General features: G+C 57.0%; 19 protein-coding genes. 11 read left to right on the top strand and 8 right to left on the bottom strand.

All coding sequences use genetic code 11. The features are described from left to right. The first annotated feature begins 5 nt into the window (after positions 1 to 5). The 8 genes from pheT to selO all read left to right on the top strand — a co-directional run bounded on the left by pheT (position 6) and on the right by selO (position 8,168). Positions 6 to 2,393 (top strand): phenylalanine--tRNA ligase subunit beta, encoded by a 2,388-nt coding sequence (gene pheT, locus IM282_RS04415; RefSeq protein ID WP_038415896.1) that lies wholly within the window; start codon positions 6 to 8, stop codon positions 2,391 to 2,393. Between the two features lie 4 nt (positions 2,394 to 2,397). After that, positions 2,398 to 2,697: an integration host factor subunit alpha gene (gene ihfA, locus IM282_RS04410; RefSeq protein WP_003857805.1), complete on the top strand. Its 300-nt coding sequence runs from the start codon at positions 2,398 to 2,400 to the stop codon at positions 2,695 to 2,697. Positions 2,698 to 2,800: 103 nt separating this feature from the next. Beyond that, a complete protein-coding gene (gene btuC / locus IM282_RS04405; RefSeq protein WP_192970182.1) occupies positions 2,801 to 3,781 on the top strand; it encodes a vitamin B12 ABC transporter permease BtuC in 981 nt (326 codons plus the stop codon). A gap of 33 nt (positions 3,782 to 3,814) precedes the next feature. Then, positions 3,815 to 4,366 (top strand): glutathione peroxidase, encoded by a 552-nt coding sequence (locus IM282_RS04400; protein WP_022650905.1) that lies wholly within the window; start codon positions 3,815 to 3,817, stop codon positions 4,364 to 4,366. After that, on the top strand, positions 4,366 to 5,121 hold the full coding sequence (gene btuD, locus IM282_RS04395) for a vitamin B12 ABC transporter ATP-binding protein BtuD (RefSeq protein WP_022647841.1): 756 nt from the start codon (positions 4,366 to 4,368) through the stop codon (positions 5,119 to 5,121). Before IM282_RS04400 ends, btuD begins: the two co-directional genes overlap by 1 nt. A gap of 72 nt (positions 5,122 to 5,193) precedes the next feature. Continuing rightward, positions 5,194 to 5,658 (top strand): NlpC/P60 family protein, encoded by a 465-nt coding sequence (locus tag IM282_RS04390; protein WP_015570730.1) that lies wholly within the window; start codon positions 5,194 to 5,196, stop codon positions 5,656 to 5,658. A gap of 292 nt (positions 5,659 to 5,950) precedes the next feature. After that, on the top strand, positions 5,951 to 6,664 hold the full coding sequence (locus IM282_RS04385) for an EAL domain-containing protein (protein WP_022647843.1): 714 nt from the start codon (positions 5,951 to 5,953) through the stop codon (positions 6,662 to 6,664). A 61-nt stretch (positions 6,665 to 6,725) separates the two neighbouring features. Further along, the gene (gene selO / locus IM282_RS04380) at positions 6,726 to 8,168 is read left to right on the top strand and encodes a protein adenylyltransferase SelO (protein ID WP_192970181.1); all 1,443 of its coding nucleotides are present in this window, start codon (positions 6,726 to 6,728) and stop codon (positions 8,166 to 8,168) included. Here the strand turns inward: selO and IM282_RS04375 are convergent. The 8 genes from IM282_RS04375 to ppsR form a co-directional block, all read right to left on the bottom strand. Further along, positions 8,165 to 8,944 carry a heme ABC transporter ATP-binding protein gene (locus IM282_RS04375; protein WP_154848668.1) on the bottom strand — a complete coding sequence of 260 codons (780 nt, stop codon included), beginning with the start codon at positions 8,942 to 8,944 and terminating at the stop codon, positions 8,165 to 8,167. The genes selO and IM282_RS04375 overlap by 4 nt on opposite strands. After that, positions 8,937 to 9,929 carry an iron ABC transporter permease gene (locus tag IM282_RS04370; protein ID WP_023299913.1) on the bottom strand — a complete coding sequence of 331 codons (993 nt, stop codon included), beginning with the start codon at positions 9,927 to 9,929 and terminating at the stop codon, positions 8,937 to 8,939. The genes IM282_RS04375 and IM282_RS04370 overlap by 8 nt, the downstream gene beginning before the upstream one ends. Then, positions 9,929 to 10,747: a hemin ABC transporter substrate-binding protein gene (locus tag IM282_RS04365; protein WP_192970180.1), complete on the bottom strand. Its 819-nt coding sequence runs from the start codon at positions 10,745 to 10,747 to the stop codon at positions 9,929 to 9,931. The genes IM282_RS04370 and IM282_RS04365 overlap by 1 nt, the downstream gene beginning before the upstream one ends. Next, positions 10,744 to 11,772, bottom strand: a complete 1,029-nt coding sequence (gene chuS / locus IM282_RS04360) for a hematinate-forming heme oxygenase ChuS (protein ID WP_192970179.1) — start codon at positions 11,770 to 11,772, stop codon at positions 10,744 to 10,746. Before chuS ends, IM282_RS04365 begins: the two co-directional genes overlap by 4 nt. A gap of 35 nt (positions 11,773 to 11,807) precedes the next feature. Continuing rightward, on the bottom strand, positions 11,808 to 13,790 hold the full coding sequence (locus IM282_RS04355; RefSeq protein WP_192970178.1) for a TonB-dependent hemoglobin/transferrin/lactoferrin family receptor: 1,983 nt from the start codon (positions 13,788 to 13,790) through the stop codon (positions 11,808 to 11,810). A gap of 76 nt (positions 13,791 to 13,866) precedes the next feature. After that, positions 13,867 to 14,055 (bottom strand): hemin uptake protein HemP, encoded by a 189-nt coding sequence (hemP, locus tag IM282_RS04350; RefSeq protein ID WP_022647850.1) that lies wholly within the window; start codon positions 14,053 to 14,055, stop codon positions 13,867 to 13,869. Positions 14,056 to 14,264: 209 nt separating this feature from the next. Next, on the bottom strand, positions 14,265 to 15,311 hold the full coding sequence (gene aroH, locus IM282_RS04345) for a 3-deoxy-7-phosphoheptulonate synthase AroH (RefSeq protein ID WP_023299917.1): 1,047 nt from the start codon (positions 15,309 to 15,311) through the stop codon (positions 14,265 to 14,267). Positions 15,312 to 15,461: 150 nt separating this feature from the next. Beyond that, complete coding sequence (ppsR, locus tag IM282_RS04340) at positions 15,462 to 16,295, bottom strand: posphoenolpyruvate synthetase regulatory kinase/phosphorylase PpsR (protein ID WP_017384644.1); 834 nt, start codon at positions 16,293 to 16,295, stop codon at positions 15,462 to 15,464. A gap of 335 nt (positions 16,296 to 16,630) precedes the next feature. Here ppsR and ppsA point away from each other — a divergent pair, with 335 nt between their 5' ends. The 3 genes from ppsA (at position 16,631) to IM282_RS04325 (ending at position 23,023) form a co-directional block, all read left to right on the top strand. After that, a complete protein-coding gene (gene ppsA / locus IM282_RS04335) occupies positions 16,631 to 19,009 on the top strand; it encodes a phosphoenolpyruvate synthase (RefSeq protein ID WP_192970177.1) in 2,379 nt (792 codons plus the stop codon). 234 nt (positions 19,010 to 19,243) lie between these two features. Then, positions 19,244 to 20,644, top strand: a complete 1,401-nt coding sequence (locus IM282_RS04330; RefSeq protein ID WP_192970176.1) for an MFS transporter — start codon at positions 19,244 to 19,246, stop codon at positions 20,642 to 20,644. 3 nt (positions 20,645 to 20,647) lie between these two features. Then, a complete protein-coding gene (locus IM282_RS04325) occupies positions 20,648 to 23,023 on the top strand; it encodes a glycoside hydrolase family 3 N-terminal domain-containing protein (protein ID WP_192970175.1) in 2,376 nt (791 codons plus the stop codon). Positions 23,024 to 23,160: the final 137 nt, after the last annotated feature.

Raw genomic sequence — 23,160 nt, 5'->3', positions numbered from 1 at the left:
GAACAATGAAATTCAGTGAACTGTGGTTACGCGAATGGGTTAACACCACGCTGGACAGCGACGCGCTTTCTAACCAGATCACCATGGCGGGTCTGGAAGTTGATGGCGTGGATCCTGTTTCTGGCGCCTTTACCGGCGTCGTGGTAGGTGAAGTGGTTGAGTGTGGCCAGCACCCTAACGCCGACAAACTGCGCGTAACAAAAGTCAATGTGGGCGGTGACCGTCTGCTGGATATCGTCTGCGGTGCGCCAAACTGCCGACAGGGCCTGAAGGTAGCCGTGGCGACCGTCGGCGCGGTACTGCCGGGCGATTTCAAAATCAAAGCGGCTAAGCTGCGCGGTGAGCCGTCTGAAGGCATGCTGTGCTCCTTCTCCGAGCTGGGCATTTCCGACGATCACTCCGGGATTATCGAGCTGCCGCAGGATGCACCAGTGGGTACCGATATCCGCGAATACCTGAAGCTTGATGACAACACCATCGAAATCAGCGTGACGCCAAACCGTGCCGACTGCTTAGGTATCATCGGTGTAGCCCGCGACGTGGCCGTTCTGAACCAGACCGAACTGAACGAGCCGGAGATCGCTCCGGTTGAGGCAACCATCAGTGATGTGCTGCCGATTCAGGTTGACGCCCCTGACGCATGTCCGCGCTACCTCGGTCGCGTGGTGAAAGGTATTAACGTTAAAGCGCCAACCCCGCTGTGGATGAAAGAGAAACTGCGTCGCTGTGGTATCCGTTCTATCGACGCTGTGGTTGACGTGACCAACTATGTTCTGCTGGAGCTGGGCCAGCCAATGCACGCCTTCGATAAAGATCGTATCGAAGGGGGTATTATTGTGCGCATGGCGAAAGAGGGCGAAACCCTGGTTCTGCTGGACGGCAGCGAAGCGAAACTGAACGCCGACACTCTGGTAATTGCCGATCACAACAAAGCGCTGGCGATGGGCGGGATCTTCGGCGGCGAGCACTCTGGCGTCAACGACGAAACGCAAAACGTCCTGCTGGAATGCGCGTTCTTCAGCCCGCTCTCCATCACCGGCCGCGCACGCCGTCACGGTCTGCACACTGACGCTTCTCACCGCTATGAGCGTGGCGTGGATCCTGCGCTGCAATACAAAGCGATGGAGCGTGCGACTCGCCTGCTGATCGACATCTGCGGCGGCGAAGCGGGTCCGGTTATCGATGTGACCAACCAAGCGGCGCTGCCGAAGCGTGCGACCATTACTCTGCGCCGCAGCAAGCTGGATCGTTTGATTGGTCACCACGTTGCCGATGCGCAGGTGACCGACATTCTGACGCGTCTGGGCTGCGAAGTGACTGAAGGTCAGGATGAGTGGAAAGCCGTTGCGCCATCCTGGCGTTTCGACATGGAGATCGAAGAAGATCTGGTGGAAGAAGTGGCCCGCGTTTACGGCTACAACAATATCCCTGACGAGCCGGTGCAGGCGGGTCTGGTGATGGGCAGCCATCGCGAAGCCGATCTATCACTGAAGCGTGTGAAAACCATGCTGAACGACAAAGGCTACCAGGAAGTGATCACCTACAGCTTCGTTGATCCTAAGCTGCAACAGCTGATCCACCCGGGTCAGGAAGCGCTGATCCTGCCAAGCCCGATCTCCAGCGAGATGTCAGCGATGCGTCTGTCCCTGTGGACGGGACTGCTGGGTACTATCGTTTATAACCAGAACCGTCAGCAGAACCGCGTGCGTATTTTCGAAAGCGGTTTGCGCTTTGTACCGGATACTCAGGCCAATTTAGGCATCCGTCAGGATCTCATGCTGGCCGGCGCCATTAGCGGTAACCGCTATGAAGAGCACTGGGACCTGGCAAAAGGGACGGTTGATTTCTACGATATGAAGGGCGATCTGGAAGCGATTCTCGATCTGACCGGTAAATTATCCGAAATTGAATTCCGCGCAGAAGCGATTCCAGCCCTGCATCCGGGCCAGAGTGCGGCGATCTATTTAGACGGCAAACGTGTTGGTTTTATTGGGGTTGTTCACCCGGAGCTGGAACGTAAGCTGGATCTGAATGGCCGTACCATCGTATTCGAGCTGGAGTGGAACCCGGTTGCAGACCGCGTCATTCCTCAGGCAAAGGACGTCTCACGCTTCCCGGCAAACCGCCGTGATATCGCGGTTGTGGTCGCTGAAAATGTGCCCGCAGCAGATATTTTGGCCGAATGTAAGAAAGTTGGCGTAAATCAGGTAGTTGGCGTAAACTTATTTGACGTGTACCGCGGCAAGGGCGTAGCAGAAGGTTTCAAGAGCCTCGCTATTAGCCTTATCCTTCAGGATACCAGCCGTACACTCGAAGAAGAGGAGATTGCCGCTACCGTCGCCAAATGTGTAGAGGCATTAAAAGAGCGATTCCAGGCATCATTGAGGGATTGAACCTATGGCGCTTACAAAAGCTGAAATGTCAGAATATCTGTTTGATAAGCTTGGGCTTAGCAAACGGGATGCCAAAGAGCTGGTAGAGCTGTTTTTCGAAGAGATCCGTCGTGCTCTGGAAAATGGTGAGCAGGTTAAACTCTCCGGCTTTGGCAATTTTGATTTGCGAGACAAAAACCAACGTCCGGGCCGTAACCCGAAGACGGGGGAAGATATTCCCATTACAGCCCGCCGCGTGGTGACCTTCAGACCCGGACAGAAGTTAAAAAGCCGTGTCGAAAACGCAACGCCCAAAGCAGAGTAATATGAACTAACTAAAAAGGCCGCTCACGCGGCCTTTTTTCTTTGCGCTATTTGCTAAACCCGCCGTAAAATCAATGATATCTCAACCGGATAACCTATCGTCTATGCTTGATCTTGCCCGTCTTCAGCACCGCTCCGATCTCCGCCGCCTGTGTCTGCTCGGGGTGCTGATGATTGTCGCCACCACCGTCAGCCTGTGTGCGGGCGATCGGTGGCTGGGACCGGAAAGCTGGTTTACGCCTGAGGGACAGCTCTTTGTCTGGCAGATCCGCCTGCCACGGACGCTGGCTGTGCTTTTAGTCGGCGCTGCGCTGGCGCTGTGCGGCACGATCATGCAGGCATTATTTGAAAACCCTCTGGCGGAACCCGGACTTCTCGGGGTCTCGAATGGCGCAGGCGTCGGGCTTATCGCCGCCGTGATGCTGGGGGGAGGCGAGCTCTCCGGCTGGGGGATTAGCCTCAGCGCCATCCTTGGCGCGCTGTTGATAACCCTTATCCTTCTGCGCTTTGCCCGCCGCCACTTATCCACCAGTCGGCTGCTGCTTGCCGGGGTAGCGTTGGGGATCATCTGTAGTGCGCTGATGACCTGGGCCGTCTACTTCTCCACCTCCTTCGATCTGCGCCAGTTAATGTACTGGATGATGGGGGGATTTGGGGGTGTTGACTGGCATCAGGGGTGGCTGATGGTGCTCCTGATCCCGGTCATCCTGTGGACGGCGTTCCAGGCGCAGCCTCTTAATAATCTCGCGCTGGGCGAAACGTCTGCTCGCCAGCTCGGGATGCCGATTGGATTCTGGCGCAACGTGCTGGTTATCGCCATTGGCTGGATGGTGGGCGTAAGCGTGGCGCTGGCGGGGGCGATTGGCTTTATTGGGCTGGTGATCCCGCATATGCTGCGCCTGTGCGGTATTACGGACCACCGAACCCTGCTTCCGGCCTCGGCGGTTGCCGGGGCGGCAACGCTGCTGATTGCCGATATCATCGCCCGGCTTGCGCTGACGGCCGCTGAGTTGCCGATAGGCGTGGTGACCGCAACGCTGGGCGCACCGGTCTTTATCTGGCTACTATTAAAGGCTGGACGTTAAAACACAACCTGTAAGTCAACCTGAGGGAATGCTATGCAGTCTGATATTCTGAATACCGAAGTGACTACCATTGACGGCGAGAAAACCACGCTGGAAGGCTACAAGGGCAAGGTACTGCTCATCGTGAACGTGGCATCGAAATGTGGCCTTACGCCGCAGTATGAACAGCTGGAAAACATTCATAAAGCCTGGGAAAAAGACGGCTTTACCGTACTCGGCTTCCCGTGCAACCAGTTCCTGGGCCAGGAGCCGGGCAGCGAAGAGGAGATTAAGACCTTTTGCAGCACAACCTATGGTGTGACGTTCCCGATGTTCAGCAAAATTGATGTGAACGGGGAAAATCGTCATCCGCTGTATGCCAAACTGGTGGCTGCGGCGCCGACCGCCGTTGCGCCTGAAGAGAGTGGTTTCTATGAGCGTATGGCGAGCAAAGGTCGCGCGCCGCTCTATCCGGACGATATTCTGTGGAACTTCGAAAAATTCCTGATTGGCCGTGACGGTCAGGTCGTGCAGCGTTTCTCGCCTGACATGACGCCTGAAGATCCTATCGTGATGGAATCAATCAAACTGGCGCTGGCGAAATAATGACGCTGCTGATGCAGCTCACAGGCGTTGCCGGGAAGGGACGTCTTGAGCCTGTTACCGCCGCAGTCAACGCAGGTGAAATCCTTCACCTGGTTGGGCCTAACGGCGCCGGAAAAAGCACGCTGCTGGCGCGCATGGCGGGGCTGACCCGCGGGGAAGGGGAGATTACCTTTCTCGGGCAATCGCTCGTCAACTGGCTACCCTCTACACTCGCCTCCCGTCGAAGCTATCTGGTTCAGCAGCAGGTTCCGCCCTTTGCAATGCCCGTCTGGCACTACCTGACGCTGCACCTGCCTGATAAAAATCAGGTAGCATTGCTCCATGACGTTGCTGCGGCGCTCGGGTTAGACGATAAGCTCACCCGACAGGCCAGCCAGCTTTCCGGTGGCGAATGGCAGCGCGTGCGTCTGGCCGCCGTCATCCTTCAGGTTCATCCGGTGGGAAATCCTCACGGGCGGTTGCTGCTGCTGGACGAGCCGATGAGCGGACTGGACGTTGCCCAGCAGGCAGCGCTGGATACTCTGCTCAGCGCGCTGTGTCGCAAGGGCATCGCCATTGTGATGAGCAGCCATGATTTAAACCATACGTTGCGCCACGCGCATCGGGTGTGGTTGCTGGCGCGTGGCAAACTGATTGCCAGCGGAACGCGCGACAGCGTGCTGACGGCCCCCAATCTTGCGAGTGCTTACCACATGTCGTTCCGGAGGCTGGATATTGAAGGCCACAAGATGCTCATTTCCACGGCGCAGGAATAACCTTTCTTGCACAGCCGCATAGATGCACGCTAAATTACCGAAAGAACAAAAAAAGCAGAGGATTCGTCTGAAATGCGATTCTGGTTTCTCCTTGTTGCGGCGCTATTTCTTGCAGGATGCAGCAGCCATCGTGCACCTCCGCCTAACCCACGGCTTTCCGATTCCATTACGGTCATTGCCAGCCTGAACGATCAGCTCAGCAACTGGCGCGGTACCCCTTATCGCTACGGCGGGATGAGCCGGGGCGGGGTGGATTGCTCGGGATTTGTGCTGATGACTTTCCGCGATAAATTTGACCTACAGCTTCCGCGTGAAACGCGTATGCAGGCGAAAATCGGCACTGAAATTGATAAAGACGAGCTCCTGCCCGGCGATCTGGTCTTTTTTAAAACAGGTTCCGGTGAAAGCGGCCTTCATGTCGGCATTTATGACACCGATAATCAGTTCATTCATGCCTCGACCAGCCGCGGCGTGATGCGCTCCTCTCTCGATAATGTTTACTGGCGTAAAAATTTCTGGCAGGCCAGGCGTATTTAACCGCTGCATAAAGATGCAGTGCGGAGGGCCTGGCGGTGAAAATAGACGTCAGGCTTTTCTTGCGGGTGGATTAAAGTAAAATTTTTGCCCACTTATTTTTGTCAGCATGTGCCTGTTTTATCTAAAACTGGCTATTATTCAATAACCAGGATAAGATTATTTTAGATTCAGGGAAAAATCTGAAAATTAATACGGAAAGAATGAAATTAATCTTATTAAAATCAAGACAGTGGAATTGTGCCTGCAATTGCTCCAGGATGTTCTCTCTCATCTTTAATGCAGGACAAGGGCGATGATTATTACGCTAGATAATGCTTACCAGTCTGAACTTTTACTCCTTCCGGCGCGTGATAGTGCAGGTTTGCTTAAAGGTTTAGAGATTTTGGTTAACTTTACTGGCGTGGGTACGGACGTACGAATCCCGACTGAACTGGTTATCCCTCATCTTTCTCAGGAAGATGAATTAGTGCTGTTTCAGGAAAAACTGCAATTACTCGATACCTGTAAGCTATTTTTTATTCAGCATCAGTTAATTGCATGGATCAATATTACACCTGCAATTGTTGAGTTTTTATTAACTAATGAGAACGCTGTTTCAATCCTTGATCGTTATCCGTTTCTTGAGTTTACTGTTAATGAGAACTATCCAGGTTTAAATAACGGGAAAGACGATCTGACGCTTGCAAGAATGGCGATCCATTTCCCCTTAGTGCTGGCTAACTTTGGTGCAGGGGCTGCATCCCTTAAACCGGTTTATGATGGTCTGTTCAAACGGGTGATTCTGGATAAAAACTTTATTCATCAGCGCGTCTCGGCGCTCTCTTTCGAGCCATTTATGCGCGCCATTCTCTGGCAGATCGCGCCGCATTGTCAGTCGGTCATGGTCTCGGGAATTGACGATCACGGCATCTTACAACGCGTGCTGCCCTTCAATTTTGGCGCAATGCAGGGAACCCTGTGGCCTGCCGTCCCGGCAGAACGCGTAACGACCCTCGTTCAGCAATAACCCCTTTCTTCGCCCGTGTTTACGTCAAGGGAAACCCTCTACACTTAAAGCAGGAGGACTTATGACCCTGTCTTTTACTGCTCACTGGCACGATGAATTACCCGGCTTTTACACCGCGCTTAAGCCCACGCCTTTACAGAACGCGCGTCTTATCTGGCATAACGATGCATTAGCGGATTCGCTTGGCATCCCTTCGACACTTTTTCAGCCAGAAAAGGGCGCCGGTGTCTGGGGCGGCGAAACGCTGCTTCCGGGCATGAAGCCTCTGGCTCAGGTCTACAGCGGACATCAGTTTGGCGTCTGGGCGGGACAGCTCGGCGATGGTCGCGGCATCCTGCTGGGTGAACAGGTTATGCCGAATGGCGAAACGCTCGACTGGCACCTGAAAGGGGCAGGGTTAACACCGTACTCACGCATGGGGGATGGCCGCGCGGTGCTGCGTTCAACCATTCGTGAGAGTCTGGCTTCCGAGGCGATGCATGCCCTGGGGATCCCCACCTCACGCGCGCTGTCCATTGTCACCAGCGACACGCCGGTGGCCCGCGAGACGATAGAGCAGGGGGCGATGCTTATCCGCGTGGCGGAAAGCCATCTGCGTTTCGGTCATTTTGAACACTTCTACTATCGCCGCGAGCCGGATAATGTCCGCCAGCTTGCCGATTACGCCCTTCGACGTCACTGGCCGCACCTGCAAAACGAACCGGACCGCTATGTTCTCTGGTTCCGTGATATTGTCGCGCGCACCGCCTCAATGATTGCCCGCTGGCAGGCCGTCGGCTTTGCCCACGGGGTGATGAATACCGACAACATGTCCCTGTTAGGGCTGACGTTTGACTACGGTCCGTACGGCTTCCTTGATGACTATCAACCGGGTTACATCTGTAACCATTCGGACTATCAGGGGCGTTACCGTTTCGACAACCAGCCTGCGGTGGGGCTGTGGAACCTTCAGCGGCTTGCGCAAAGCCTGTCGCCGTTTATCGACGTCGATGCCCTGAACGATGCGCTCGACACCTATCAGGAGGTCTTGCTGCGGGAATATGGTGTGTTAATGCGCAACAAGCTGGGGCTGATGACGCAGGAAACAGGCGATAACGCGCTGCTGAATGGGCTGTTTGCCATCATGGCGCGTGAAGGCAGCGACTATACCCGAACCTTCCGTATGCTGAGCCAGACTGCGCAGCAGAGCGCCACTTCACCTCTGCGTGACGAGTTCATCGATCGACAGGCGTTTGATGACTGGTTTGCCACTTACCGGGCGCGTTTACAGCAGGAACAGATTGATGACGATACCCGCCAGGCGCGGATGAAGGCGGTTAACCCGGCGATGGTGTTGCGCAACTGGCTGGCGCAGCGGGCTATTGAGCAGGCAGAGCAGGGGGATTATGCCGAGCTGCATCGGCTGCATATCGCCCTGCGCACGCCGTTTGCCGACCGGGAGGATGACTATGTCAGCCGCCCGCCGGACTGGGGCAAGCGACTGGAAGTGAGCTGCTCAAGCTAAGGGGCGAGAAAAACCTGCGGTGCGGCGTGCGTCGGATGTCTGCCGACGTGCACCTGCGCACCGTACCAGCGCGCCAAAGCGTCGGCCTGCAATACCGTCTCCGGTATGCCCTGAGAAACAATCCTGCCGTTGTGTAACAGCAGGATCCGGTCCGACCATAACGCGGCGAGATTAAGATCGTGCAGCACCACGCAGGCGTGAAGATGACCCAGACGGGTCAGCGATTTCAACAGGCGCAGCAGATGCTGCTGGTGGTAGAGATCCAGCGCTGAAGTGGGTTCGTCGAGAAACAGCCAGCCGCGCGGCGTTCCCTCACGCCACAGCTGCGCCAGCGCGCGGGCGAGCTGAACGCGCTGCTGCTCGCCGCCCGAGAGGGAATGATAACGTCTGCCAGCCAGCGGCAGGCAACCGGTCAGCTGCATCACCTCACGCACAATCGACGGTTCAGGTTGACGCGACCAGGGCGCACGCCCCATTCCAACGATCTCCTCCACCAGCCAGTCAAATCCAGGCTGAGTATGCTGACGCATCACTGCCCGATAGCGGGACAGCGTCTCCGGGTGCCATTCATCCAGCGCTTTCCCCGCCAGCGAACAGCCGCCGCTGTCGGGTTTCAGGTAGCCGGTCAGCAGTCGCAGCAGCGTGGATTTCCCCGCGCCGTTGGGACCGATCAATGTAACCAGCTCTCCCTGCGACAGTGACAGCGAAACGTTATCAGTCAGCGTGCGGCCAGACCGGGTAAAAGTCAGATTTTCAGCCGTATAACGTTCAGCCATGCTGTTCTCCACGACGAAAAATGAGCCATAAGAACCAGGGGGCGCCAAGGATGCTGGTGAGCAACCCGACCGGCATTTCTGCCGGGGCGACCAGAGTGCGGGCTACCGTATCCGCCACCAGCAGCAGAAAAGCGCCCGCGAGAACCGTGCCGGGGAGGGTTGCCCGGTGATCGGCGCCCAGCCACATGCGCATCAGGTGCGGCACCACGAGTCCGACAAAGCCAATCACGCCGCTGACGGCGACAGCCGCAGCGACCAGCAGAGCGCTGCATAACAGTAATATTCGCTGTACAAGGGCAACGTCCACGCCGAGATAATGCGCTTCCTCTTCACCCAGTTGCAGTAAATTTAACGCGCTGGCACAACGCCAGATCGCCAGAGCGGCAGGCACCATCAGCGAGATCACGGCGAGCAGCGTTGACCACTGCGCCTGACCGAGACTTCCCATTCCCCAGAGTGAAAGCTGACGCAACTGGGCGTCATTGCTGACCCACGAAAGCACACCCACTGCCGCACCGCACAGGGCATTGATGGCGATACCCACCAGCAACAGACGTGACAGAGAGGTGTCACGCTGCTTGCTGAGCAGGAAGATCACGCCTGTGGCTGCCAGCGCCCCAAAAAATGCCGCCAGCATCGGAGCATAAAGCATCACCAGCGCGGGCAGCGATAGCGGGAGCACCACCCACAGGGCGACGGCCAGCGCCGCACCGCTGCTGATCCCGAGCAGGCCCGGGTCGGCCAGCGGATTGCGGAACAGCCCCTGCATGACGCAGCCGGCGAGCGCCAGCGACCCGCCAATCACCAGCGCCAGCAGCACGCGGGGCAGACGGATGGTGAGCCAGATCTGGCGTAGCGTCTCATCGCTGCCGCTCCACAGCACGTTCACCGGCAGGCGTAACGCCCCAAAACCGGTAGCCATGAACGTCATGACGGTAAGCAACCCCGCCAGAAGCCATAACGATAACGTGATGCGCCGGGACATCAGGGCAGTTGCTCCGCTCTGTCACGCAGTTGTTGTATGGCTTTCGGCGTGCGGACGCTGAAGCCCAGCAGGGCCATGTCATCAATAGCCAGCACCTGCTTGCTTCGTCCCGCTGGCGTTTGCGCCAGACCGGGCAGTTTCCACAGATTTTGTTCGCCGCCCAGCGCGTTAAGGCCGTCCTGCGAAATCACCACCAGATCCGGCTGGCTGGCCATTACCCCCTCCTGGGAGAGCGGCTGATAGCGGGTAAAGCCCTGCATGGCGTTCTGCAACCCGGCGGCGCGTATTGCCGCATCCGCGCCGGTCTGTTGCCCGGCCGCCATTGCGGTCATTCCGCCGTGGCTGAGGATAAACAGCACCCGCTTGTTGAGCGATGTTGAGGGCAGAGCCGCCAGCGCCTGACGCAGCGAGTTGCGCAGGGTTTCCCCTTGCACCTCATGATGCGTCGCCTGAGCTATCACCCGCACTTTTTCGTCAATCGTGCGCAGGTCAGGCGTGCCGGGAACGGTAACTACCCGGACGTGGTTCTGTTCAACCTGTTTCAGCGCCAGAGAGGGTTGCGCCTGGTCGCTTGCCAGCACCAGCGTCGGGCGTACGGACAGAATTCCCTCCGCATTCAGCTGGCGGAGATACCCCACGTCAGGCAGCGCGTTTGTCGCCTGCGGCCACTGGCTGGTACTGTCGCGCGCAACCAGAGAAGACTCCGCGCCGAGGGCGTAGACGATCTCCGTCACGTCGCCGCCGAGGGCGACAATTCTCTCCGGCGCGGCGACGGCGACCAGCGGCAGGGCGCAGAGCAGGGCAAACCAGTTTTTCATGCGGCCAGCCCTTCTGGCGTCAGAGCGTCAATCTGGCGGCGCCACTGGCTCTGCTCCGGCTCGCCTTCGGTACGCTGCCCGTAGAGCTGGGCGATCTGAGTTCCATCCGCAGCAAACAGCTCCAGGCTGGTAACGTGTCCGTCTGCCGTGGGCTTACGCGTAACCCACGTCTCCGCGATAGTCTCCTCCAGCAGATGCAGGGTAAAGGTTGGGTTAAAGATGTTCAGCCAGCCCTTCATGGGCGTCAGTTTTTCCACCACACCGGTGAAGATCTGCACGCAGCCTCGGTTGCCGACGAAGATCATGATTTCGTTTCCGTCCTGTTGCGCCGTCTCCAGCAGTTGTGCCAGCGCGCTGTTATCCACCTTACAGGCCAGATCGTCACTCACCAGACGAAACGCCTGCTGGCGGCTCAGGTTATGGCGCTTCAATAAGCTAAAGAATTGATGCACGTCGGTCATGGCGCGCCACTCTTTCTCCACCGAGCCTGCATCTGCACCGTCGGAATGCGCGGGGGCTTCGACAGCCTTCAGCGCCAGAGCGGGGTTATCGGCAATGATAAAACGGGTCAGCACGTCGCCCCAGGCGGCAACGTCGGTGTGATCCGTGGTGTAGACCTTCAGTAAAGCGTCGCCCTGATGATCGAAGAACTGAATGCTCTGACGTTCGCCGCGGGAGGTCGTTTCGCTAATGTGAAACGCGCTCGCCCACTGGTTGAGGAACAAACGCAGATCCAGCGCGCGCGGATTCAGCACCAGCCCGGCATGACCGCCGAAGTGCTGGTGAGTAAACGCTCCAACCTGTTCGTGAACGGCGTATTCGTTACGGCAGATGCATTTGGTTTCCCCCACGGACTCCAGCGCTGCCAGAATCTCGCGGATTTCACCGCGCAGCCGCCAGGCGTCGTGTCCAACGCGCGCAAATGCCAGCTCTGCTTCGCTGATGTGCATTAATCCGGCGATATCACGGGCGTACTTACCCGGATGTTCTTCTTTAAGCTCAAGCCAGCGTGTGTAGTGACCCATAATCTTATCCTTCTGAATCGTTGCCCCGAAGGGAATTACCATTGATAACTGACGAAGATCTTGCCGTTGCGGCCATCCTGCGGGATGCCCTGCGGTGACCAGTAGGCTTTGTCGAAGGCGTTCCCCAGCACGAGGGTGGTGGTGACGCCTTTGAACTGCTGCTGGCCTTTATAGCTGACGTAGAAATCATTTACTGCGTAGCCAGGCTGCTCGCTGTAGCTGCTGCTGATGTGCGTTGAACGTTCGACGAAGGTGCCGATCCAGCCCACGGAGAAGCCGCTTTGCGCCACCGGGATATCCAGCTTGCTGGTGACGGTGTCCGGGTTGATGCTGGAGATATATTCACCCGTGTCGGTATTTTTCCCGCGCGTGCGGTTGTAGGCCACGTCGAGGTTGAACAGGCTGGTCGAGTAGGTCGCCATCATGTCCCAGCCCCAGATTTTGGCATTTGGTACGTTATAGGACATGGTGGTGGCCGCCGCAAAATCGACGGTGGTAGAGATGTAATCTTTTGCTTTGGTGTCGAAGTAGCTGGCTTTGAACTCCAGCGCGTCGTTGGCGAGTAGCAGATCGTCAAAACGCAGCCCAAAACCGAACTCCTGGGTTTCGTTGGTCTCCGGACGCAGGTTCGGGTTCGGCACCCAGTAGTTAGTGTAGAAGCTGCCGATAGAGAAGTGCTTTGAGTCGTTATACATTTCGCCCATCGTTGGCGCGCGGAAGGCCTGGGCGTAAGAGCCGAACAGCATCAGCCAGTCGGCTGGACTCACGGTTAACCCGGCGCGTGATGACCATTTATCCGCATCCACGTCGTCGTAACCGTCGCTGCTGCCGCGGTAGTTGTCGTAACGCGTCCCGCCGAGAAGCGTTACCGGCAGGTCGCGCAGGGTGATCTCATCCTGCAACCAGCCGGAGCTGAAGTCGATTTTAGCGTCCGGGAAGCCGGTGGTCGCGCCGCCAGGGTGTTGCTCCTGACGGTAGTATTCCCCGCCATAGGTCAGCAGGTGCGAGGCGAAGGAGTCGCTGAACAGGCGGGTGCGGTTTTCCACTTTGCCGCCTTTGGTGGTCTGCTTACGGAACTCGCCGCTGGCGTCGATGTTCTGGGCGTTGATCCGCGCTTCGGACCAGTAAATTTTCGCATCGGCGTTCAGCCAGTCGTTTCCGGCTGGCGCAATGCGGTAGCCAAGCTGGGCATCGCGCTGAATGGTGGAACGATCGGTCATCGGGTTACTGCTGCTGGCATCCGTGGTCTGCGGGTTTTTCGGCTCCTGCGCGTCGTTGTTGTAGTAGCGCAGGGAGCCGCTCAGCGTCTGAGCCGGATCAATTTTCCAGCTGCCTTTCGCCAGCATATTGTTGATGGATTCGTCGTTTGGCGCCCTCGCGCCGTCACTCTGGCGAATGTCGCCGCGATCGCGGCTGGACCAGGAGACCACACCGTCCAGGGTATCGGTGCGGCCATAGGCGCTGGCGCCCATCCCGATGCTGTGATCGCCCGTTGCACCGGTAGCAAATACGCGATAGCCGCTATTTTTACCTGCGTCCAGCAGATCGCTGGCGTCGACGGTGTCATATGAAATTACGCCGCCCAGCGCGCCGCTGCCGTACAGCAAGGCGGAAGGGCCACGTACCACTTCGATACGTTTGATCAGCGCCGGATCGAGGAACGTGCTGTTCAGGTGTCCGGTATCGGTGCCCTGGCGTACGCCATCCACCAGCACCAGCACGCCACGTCGGTCGTAACCGCGCAGGTTAACGTCCTGACCGTTGGTGCGCCCGGTGCCGTCCAGCGTCAGGCCGGGCACCTTGCGCAGCAGGTCGGCGGCGGAGCTGGCGGTCTGGTTTTCCGGCGCGGTGGCGTCAATCACGCTTACCATCATGGGGGCTTCGAAGGCGCTGCGGGCGTTGCCGGTGGCGGTAACGGTGATATCGTCTGTGGCGGCAAACGCAACGCCCGGCAGGGTGCTGACAATTGCCAGCGCCAGAAGAGACGGGCGTAAAGACGCGGATTGCAGGTGTGGCATAGCAACTCTCCATAAGAATTGAAAAGCGCTGGCTGCCTGGGGATCACCTGGGTGGCTGGCGAATGTGTTGTCTGGATTATTTAGTCAGGATCAGTTTTCCGGCATTGGTCTGGCGCAGCAGGTAGTGCTGGCCGTCATGCTCGATAATGACCCGTCCCTCCTCACCCAACAGGCTTTTGCTGTCGATTCGGCGATCGGTGGGAGCAGGGGACGGCGCTGTGTGTGTTTTTACTGGCGTTGCCGCGCTGTTATCGGTCGGTGACATAATGTTTATAAATAACAATCAATGTAACAATGATAATCATTATCAATAAACTGCAAATTCACGGCAAGCGTTTTTATGAAAATTGTGTGAGGGGATCAAATTTGGGGGAGAGGTGCGGTCTGATGCCCTCACCCCGACCCTCTCCCATGGGGAGAGGGAGAAGGACACGTACCGTAGGCCGGGTAAGCGCAGCGTCACCCGGCAGGATTTTAAAAGCGCGTGTCCACGGCTGAAGCCAGCTTCTCCAGCAGCCGTTCGCTGTCTTCCCAGCTCAGGCACGGGTCGGTGATCGACTGGCCGTACACCATTTGCTGTCCGGCGACGATCTTCTGCGTGCCTTCTTTGATAAAGCTCTCCGCCATAATTCCTGCAATGGCGGTCGAGCCGCTGCGGATCTGCTGGCAGACTTCATCGCAGACGTCCAGCTGGCGGCGGTGCTGTTTCTGGCAGTTGCCGTGGCTGAAATCCACCACCAGATGCTCCGGCAGGTCAAATTCCGCCAGCGTTTCGCAGGCGGCGGCAATATCTTCTGCATGGTAATTCGGTTTTTTACCGCCACGCATAATGATATGTCCGAACGGGTTGCCGCTGGTCTGGTAGATGGTCATCTGGCCGTTTTTATCCGGGGAGAGGAACATATGGCTGGCGCGTGACGCGCGGATGGCATCAACGGCGATGCGGGTATTGCCGTCCGTTCCGTTTTTGAAGCCCACCGGGCAAGAGAGCGCCGACGCCATTTCACGGTGGATCTGGCTTTCGGTGGTACGCGCGCCAATCGCGCCCCAGCTAATGAGGTCGGCAATAAACTGTCCGGTCACCATATCCAGAAATTCGGTAGCGGTCGGCACGCCCAGCTCGTTAACCTGTAACAGCAGCTTGCGCGCCAGCGCAATGCCGTGATTCACCCGGTAACTACCGTTCAGATCGGGATCGGATATCAATCCTTTCCAGCCCACGACGGTACGCGGTTTTTCAAAGTAGGTACGCATCACGATCTCCAGGCGATCCTGATACGTGCCGCGCAGCGTCTGAAGGCGTTGTGCATAATCCATCGCCGCGTCCAGGTCGTGGATGGAGCAGGGGCCAATTACTACCAGAAGACGTTTGTCTTCACCATTGAGAATTTTTTCGATGCGGCGACGGGAGGCCGTCACATGGTCCGCCACCTCGGCGGAAACGGGGTGCAGCCGGGCAAGTTCAGCCGGGGTGACCAGGCTATCAATGCGCGCGGTGCGCAGTTCGTCGGTTTTGTTCATGGAATGTCTCAGAAATTTTTTGCTTCATCGGCAGACTACCGGGAAGTGATGGGCATCACCTTAAACCAATCCCTGCTGATTTCAAGTTCGGGGCACGTCGTCCCGAGGATGGCATGATAATAACTGAAACTGGATTAATGTACTAGCATATTAGTACATGCGGCGATTCAGTCCCATGATATCGAGGATCTTGGTGGCAATTTCTTCTACTGAATAGTTGGTACTGTTCAGCCAGGGGATCTGATTTTTCCGGTACAGCGCTTCGACTTCGGAGACTTCCATTCGGCACTGGCGCATTGAGGCGTAGCGGCTGTTCTCGCGACGTTCTTCGCGGATCGCCGCCAGTCGTTCCGGGTTGATGGTCAGCCCAAACAGCTTATGCTGAAGCGGCTTGAGCGCGGCAGGCAGCACCAGGTTGTCCATATCATCGGCAATAAAGGGGTAGTTGGCGGCGCGAATGCCAAACTGCATTGCCAGGTAAAGACTGGTGGGGGTTTTACCGCAGCGCGACACGCCTAGCAAAATGACCTGCGCCTGGTCCAGATTGCGCAGCGAGATCCCGTCGTCGTGCGCCAGAGTGTAGTCAATGGCGGCAATACGCGCATCGTATTTGGTCAGGTTGCCGGGGTTCAGCCCGTGGGTACGGTGAGCGATCGGCGTCGGGTCGAGCTTCAGCTCGCTTTGCAAGGGTGCAACCAGCGCCTGCACGATATCCTGACAGAAGCCCTCGCTTTGCAGAATGATGTTGCGGATCTCAGGGATCACAATGGAATAGAACACCAGCGGACGAACACCGGTCTGCTGGTAAATGGCGTCGATCTGGTCCTTGACCGCTTTGGCCCGGCTCTCGTTTTCCACGAACGGCAGCGTGATGCTGTTTATCGACACGGGAAACTGCGACATCACCGCGTGACCCAGCACCTCGGCGGTAATCGCCGTCCCATCAGAAATATAAAAAACGTGGCGATCGACAGCATTATCCATTTTATCCACCCTGAATAGCGTACGTAATTGCCTGAAAGCATAAATTAAAAAAGTTAATTGCACAGCAAAGAACTTATCTGAATTTAAAATGAAATGGTGTTTTTGATTTTCCTGAAAAGTGGATTTCATTTTCTGATTAGCGGCGTTATTTCTATGGTTTTTGCCGGAATCTATAGGAATCATCGGGTTAGCGAGTGCGGGGAAACTGTCCGAAAAGTTGAAAATTTAAATTGCTTACACGATTCACCGTTTTTTTAGCGGAAATAAATATGCCAGTATAAATACGTAGTCAGGTGTTTCTTACTCCGATCAAATATCACAAAAGGATTGTTTCGATGTCCAACAATGGCTCGTCACCGCTGGTGCTTTGGTATAACCAACTCGGCATGAATGATGTAGACAGAGTTGGGGGCAAAAATGCCTCCCTGGGTGAAATGATTACAAATCTGTCCGGTATGGGTGTCTCCGTACCAAACGGGTTTGCCACAACCGCCGATGCGTTTAACCTGTTTTTAGACCAGAGCGGTGTAAACCAGCGCATTTACGACCTGCTGGATAAAACGGATATTGATGATGTCACCGAGCTTGCCAAAGCCGGCGCGCAAATCCGCCAGTGGATTATCGACACACCTTTCCAGCCGGAACTGGAAAAAGCCATCCATGACGCCTACAACCAGCTCTCCGCTGACGACGCGCAGGCCTCCTTTGCCGTGCGCTCTTCCGCTACCGCGGAAGATATGCCGGATGCCTCTTTCGCCGGACAGCAGGAAACCTTCCTCAACGTCCAGGGTTACGAGGCGGTACTGGTGGCGGTGAAGCATGTGTTTGCTTCCCTGTTCAACGACCGCGCCATCTCCTATCGCGTGCATCAGGGCTATGACCACCGCGGCGTCGCGCTCTCCGCAGGCGTACAGCGCATGGTGCGCTCCGACGTGGGCTCTTCCGGCGTGATGTTCTCTATCGACACGGAATCTGGCTTCGACCAGGTGGTGTTAATCACCTCCGCGTGGGGTCTGGGCGAGATGGTGGTGCAGGGGGCGGTGAACCCTGACGAATTCTATGTGCACAAGCCTACGCTGGCGGCTAACCGTCCGGCAGTGGTTCGCCGCACCATGGGCTCGAAAAAAATCCGCATGATCTATGCCCCGACGCAAGAGCATGGCAAGCAGGTCACCATTGAAGATGTGCCGCTGGAGCAGCGGGATCGCTTCTCGCTCACCGACGCCGAAGTGGAAGAGCTGGCGAAGCAGGCGGTGCAGATTGAAAAACACTATGGCCGTCCGATGGACATCGAGTGGGCCAAAGACGGACACACCGGCAAGCTGTTTATCGTGCAGGCGCGTCCGGAAACCGTCCGTTCGCGCGGTCAGGTCATGGAGCGCTACACCCTGCACGCGCAGGGCAAAATTGTCGCGGAAGGCCGCGCAATCGGCCACCGCATCGGCGCCGGTCCGGTGAAAGTGATCCACGACATCAGCGAGATGAATCGTATTCAGCCTGGCGACGTGCTGGTGACCGACATGACCGACCCGGACTGGGAGCCGATCATGAAGAAAGCGGCTGCTATCGTCACCAACCGCGGTGGCCGTACCTGTCACGCGGCTATCATTGCCCGTGAGCTGGGGATCCCGGCGGTAGTCGGCTGTGGTGACGCGACCGAACGCATGAAGGACGACCAGAACGTGACGGTCTCCTGTGCCGAAGGCGATACCGGTTACGTGTATGCCGATATCCTCGACTTCAGCGTGAAGAGCTCCAGCGTGGATACCATGCCGGACCTGCCGCTGAAAATCATGATGAACGTCGGTAACCCGGATCGCGCGTTTGACTTCGCCTGCCTGCCGAACGAAGGCGTGGGCCTGGCGCGTCTGGAATTCATCATCAACCGCATGATCGGCGTTCACCCGCGCGCGCTGCTGGAGTTTGACGACCAGGACGCGAAGCTGCAAAACGAAATCCGCGAGATGATGAAGGGTTACGACTCGCCGAGAGAGTTCTATGTCGGTCGTCTGACGGAAGGCATCGCCACGCTCGGCGCGGCCTTCTACCCGAAACGCGTGATCGTGCGTCTGTCGGACTTTAAGTCCAACGAATATGCCAACCTGGTGGGCGGCGAACGCTACGAGCCGGAAGAAGAGAACCCGATGCTGGGCTTCCGCGGCGCCGGACGCTACGTGTCGGAAAGCTTCCGCGACTGCTTCGCGCTGGAGTGCGAGGCGGTAAAACGCGTGCGCAACGACATGGGGTTGACCAACGTGGAAATCATGATCCCGTTCGTCCGTACCGTGGATCAGGCGAAAGCGGTGGTGGATGAGCTGGCGCGTCAGGGGCTGAAGCGCGGCGAGAACGGGCTGAAGATCATCATGATGTGTGAAATTCCGTCCAACGCCCTGCTGGCCGAGCAGTTCCTGGAGCACTTCGACGGCTTCTCCATTGGTTCGAATGATATGACGCAGCTGGCGCTCGGCCTGGACCGCGACTCCGGCGTCGTCTCTGAGCTGTTTGATGAGCGTAACGAGGCGGTGAAAGCGCTGCTCTCCATGGCCATCCGTGCGGCGAAGAAACAGGGTAAATATGTCGGGATCTGCGGGCAGGGTCCTTCTGACCATGAAGACTTTGCGGCCTGGCTGATGGATGAGGGGATTGATAGCCTCTCCCTGAACCCGGACACCGTGGTGCAAACCTGGCTGAGCCTGGCAGAGCTGAACAAGTAAAACCTGCATAACCTGAAAAAGGCGAGGATATCTGTCCTCGCCTTTTTTATTTTCCTGCGAATATGCTCACCATCACAAATAAAGCAAAAAACCAAATATCATAATTTATCTGTTAATTTAGACAATTGTTAGTGGGCAGGGCGTTGCTAATACTTGAGCCTTACCGCGTACATCCGTCGGGATGATGCGCGACTGGTTGAAATACGTTTTAACCTGAAAAAAAGGCAAATAACAATGACAATCTCCTCTGTATTACGTACCAAAGATAAAATAGGTTATGGCCTGGGTGACATGGCCAGCGCGCTGGTCTGGCAAACGGCAACGTTATTTCTCGCGTATTTCTATACGGACGTATTCGGTTTGCCGGCGGCCATTATGGGCACCATGTTTTTAGTGGTGCGCGTGATCGATGCGTTTGTCGATCCGTGCATTGGCGCGCTGGTGGACCGCACTCAGACCCGCCACGGTCGTTTTCGTCCCTGGCTGCTCTGGTTTGCCATTCCGTTTGGCGTGAGCTGCCTGATTACCTTCTACGTACCGGATGCCGGGCAGACGGCGAAAATTGTCTATGCCTGTGTAACCTATGCCATCCTGAGCCTGATCTACTCCGCGATTAACGTTCCATACTGCGCCATGCCCGGCGCGCTGACGCTCGACCCGCGCGAGCGCCACTCGCTGCAATCCTGGCGCTTTGGCCTGTCGTTTATCGGCGGGTTGATTGTAACGGTCATCGCGCTGCCGCTGGTCTCATTATTAGGTCAGGGGAATGTGCAAAAAGGTTATTTCTATGCCATGAGCCTGATGGGACTGCTGGGTATTGTTTTATTCTTCTGCTGCTTCTTTATGACCCGGGAGCGTTACTCGCCACGCAATGACACCTCCGGCTCGATGCTGACGGATTTAAAACTGCTGTCCGCCAACAGCCAGTGGCGAATTGTTTTTCTGTTTAATATTTTACTGTTAACCGCCGTCGTGACGCGTGGCTCTGCGACCATGTATTACGTTAACTATGTTCTGTTACGTCCTGAACTGGTCTTTGCCTTTATTGTTTCCGGCATGGTGGCATCCTTAAGCGGCGCATTATTATCTGAACGCCTGCTGGGGAAATTTGATCGCGTACGTGCCTATCAATGGACCATTATTTCTTTCGTTATTTTTGGCGCGTTGATTTTCTTCATTCCTCCTTCGCAGGTGTGGCTGATATTTGGTCTGAATATTGTGTTTAGTTTTATTCAGAACCTGACCACGCCGCTGCAATGGACCATGTTCTCCGATGTAGTGGACTACGAAGAACACCGCAGCGGCCGCCGTCTGGACGGGCTGGTCTTTTCTACCGCCCTGTTTGCCATCAAGTTTGGGCTGGCGCTGGGTGGGGCGGTGGTCGGTTGGGTGCTGGGCATGGTGGATTACGCGCCCGGACAGGCAAACCAGGCGCCTCACGTCCTCGCAACCATCAATGCCCTGTTCACCCTGATCCCCTGCGCGCTGTTCCTCTGCATGGTGGCGCTCCTTGCTATCTACAAACTCAACAGCCGACTGGTGGATTCCATTGCCCGTGAGCTGGCCAGCAAGCGAGACATTCGAAACGATGCGGGGCAGCTCAGCCCGGTAACCCAATCCGCACTACAGGAGTAAACCATGACTGTGATCTACAAGGACGCGGGACGTCCCGTACACGAGCGTGTCGCTGATTTACTGGCGCGTATGACGCCGGAAGAGAAATTTGCCCAGATGCACGCGTACTGGCTGATCCTCGATGAACACGGCAACCACCGCGAGCGCAGCGATTTGAGCGATGAGTTCGCTGGCGTGAGCGAACAGGCGTCCCTCAGCGAAAGGCTGAAGCTGGGCGTCGGGCAGATCACCCGTCCGCTCGGCACGCACATTGTTGATGCAAAAACCGGCGTGCGTGCCGCTAACCGCCTGCAACGTATGATGATGGAGGAGACCCGGCTCGGCATTCCGGCGCTGTTTCATGAGGAGTGTCTGGTGGGGCTGCTGTGCAAAGATGCAACCCTGTTCCCGTCGTCGCTGAACTACGGTTCCACCTGGGACCCGGCGCTGGTGCAGCGCGCGGCGGAGCAGATTGGCAACGAGGCCCGGTCTGTCGGGTGCCAGCAGGGGCTGGCCCCGGTGCTGGATGTCTCGCGCGATGTGCGCTGGGGACGGACGGAAGAGACCTTTGGGGAAGATCCGTGGCTGGTAGGGGTGATGGCGACGGCGTACGTGAAGGGGTTGCAGGGCGATAAGCGCGATCTGCTGGCGACCCTGAAACATTACGTGGGGCACTCCTTCAGCGAAGGGGCGCGCAATCATGCGCCGGTCCATCTGGGTTTCAGCGAGCTAAACGATACCTTCCTGCTACCGTTTGAGATGGCGGTGAAGCTGGCCAACGCCGGTTCGGTGATGCCAGCCTATCATGACATCGATAATCAGCCAGGGCACAGCGACCATTTCCTGCTCACCACCGTGCTGCGTGATCAGTGGGGCTTCGACGGCATTATTGTCGCGGATTACGGCGGCGTCAGCCTGCTGCACCAGCACCACGGGATTTCTCACGATCCAGCAGAATCGGCGGCGCTGGCGTTTAACGCCGGGCTGGACGTGGAATTGCCGAAGGATGACTGCGCGCGTCATCTGGCGGAAGCGGTAGAGCGTGGGCTTATCTCAATGGCGAAAGTGGATGAGATTGTGGCGCGCGTGCTAAGTGAAAAATTCCGTCTCGGGCTGTTTGAAAAACCGTACGCCGACGAAAAAGGTATCGATTTGCAGAATGAGGCGACCCGGCAGGTGGCGCGCGAGGTGGCAACAAAATCGATCACGCTGCTGGAAAATAACGGCATTTTGCCCCTCGGCGGAAAACCCCGTGTAGCGGTAGTGGGGCCGACGGCGGACGATCCGCTGGCGTTGCTGAGCGGCTACAGCTTCCCGGTTCACCTGATCATCAGCGATATGGTTGAAGAGACCTCGCAGGTGACAACCCCGCGCGCGGCGCTGGAACAGTACCTTGGTGCATCGCAGATACGTTACGCCAAAGGGTGCCACATTATCGAAAAACGGATGGCGGGTGCGCCGGTGTTCCCGGGCGACAGCGGCGGTAAACCGATGCAGCAATCGCCGGTTTCACAACGCACGGATTTGATCCCCGAAGCCGTGAGCGCGGCAAAAGAGAGTGACGTGGTGGTGGCCTGCGTGGGCGACCTCGCCGGGCTATTCCAGAGCGGCACCGTGGGGGAAGGATCGGATACCGATTCGCTGAATCTGCCGGGCGTGCAGCAACAGCTGCTGGAGGAGCTGGTGGCAACCGGCAAGCCGGTAATTGTCGTCATGACGGGCGGGCGTCCTTATAACCTTCAGGGGCTGGAAGAGAAGGTGGCCGCGCTGATGATGGCCTGGGCGCCGGGGCAGGAAGGGGGCTGGGCGATTGCCGATATCTTAACCGGCCGCGCGGAGCCGCAGGGCAGGCTGGTAGTCAGCGTGCCGAAAAACGCCGGGGCGATGCCGTACTACTATAACCACAAGCTGAAAAGCGGCGGCACGCCGTTTGCGTTCCATTTCGGCGCACTTTACCCGTTCGGTTACGGTCTTGGCTGGACGCAGTTTCGCTGGAGTGCGGCGCGTCTCGCTGAAAGCCACGTCCCGGTCGACGGAGAGGTGGTGTTAAGCGTCGATGTCAGTAACATCGGGGAGCGCAGCGGCAGCGAAGTAATACAGGTGTACGTGCGTGACAAAGTCGCGACGCAGGTTCGTCCGCTTCAGGAGCTGAAAGCGTTTCAACGCGTTACGCTTTCACCGGGAGAAACCGCCACCCTGACCTTTACCTTGCCGGTGGAGATGTTTAATTTCACCCGCCGGGACGGGAAGCGAATTGTCGAGCCAGGTGAATTTGAGCTACAGGTTGGCGCGTCCTCGGCGGATATTCGCGAGGTGGTGAACGTGCAGGTGAGCGGGGAGACGCGGGTGCTGGAGGGGGAATGGCAGATGTTGAGTAGGAGTGAAATTTGTAAAAATTAATATTCAGGACTCGCCTGGCCACAAAGGCGAGTCCTCTTTCAAGCAATCAAAAGAGGAAAATGAACTTACAAAGCACTAATAACTTAAAAAAATAGTTCGCATAAGAATAGTCTTAGCCGCCTTGCTCTGAGCCTGGA

The organism is Enterobacter cloacae complex sp. P29RS (assembly GCF_014893445.1).
In the GTDB taxonomy this organism is placed as follows: domain Bacteria; phylum Pseudomonadota; class Gammaproteobacteria; order Enterobacterales; family Enterobacteriaceae; genus Enterobacter; species Enterobacter intestinihominis.
Note: the sequence above shows the minus strand (reverse complement) of the source record. Positions and strands in the feature narration are given on the sequence as shown.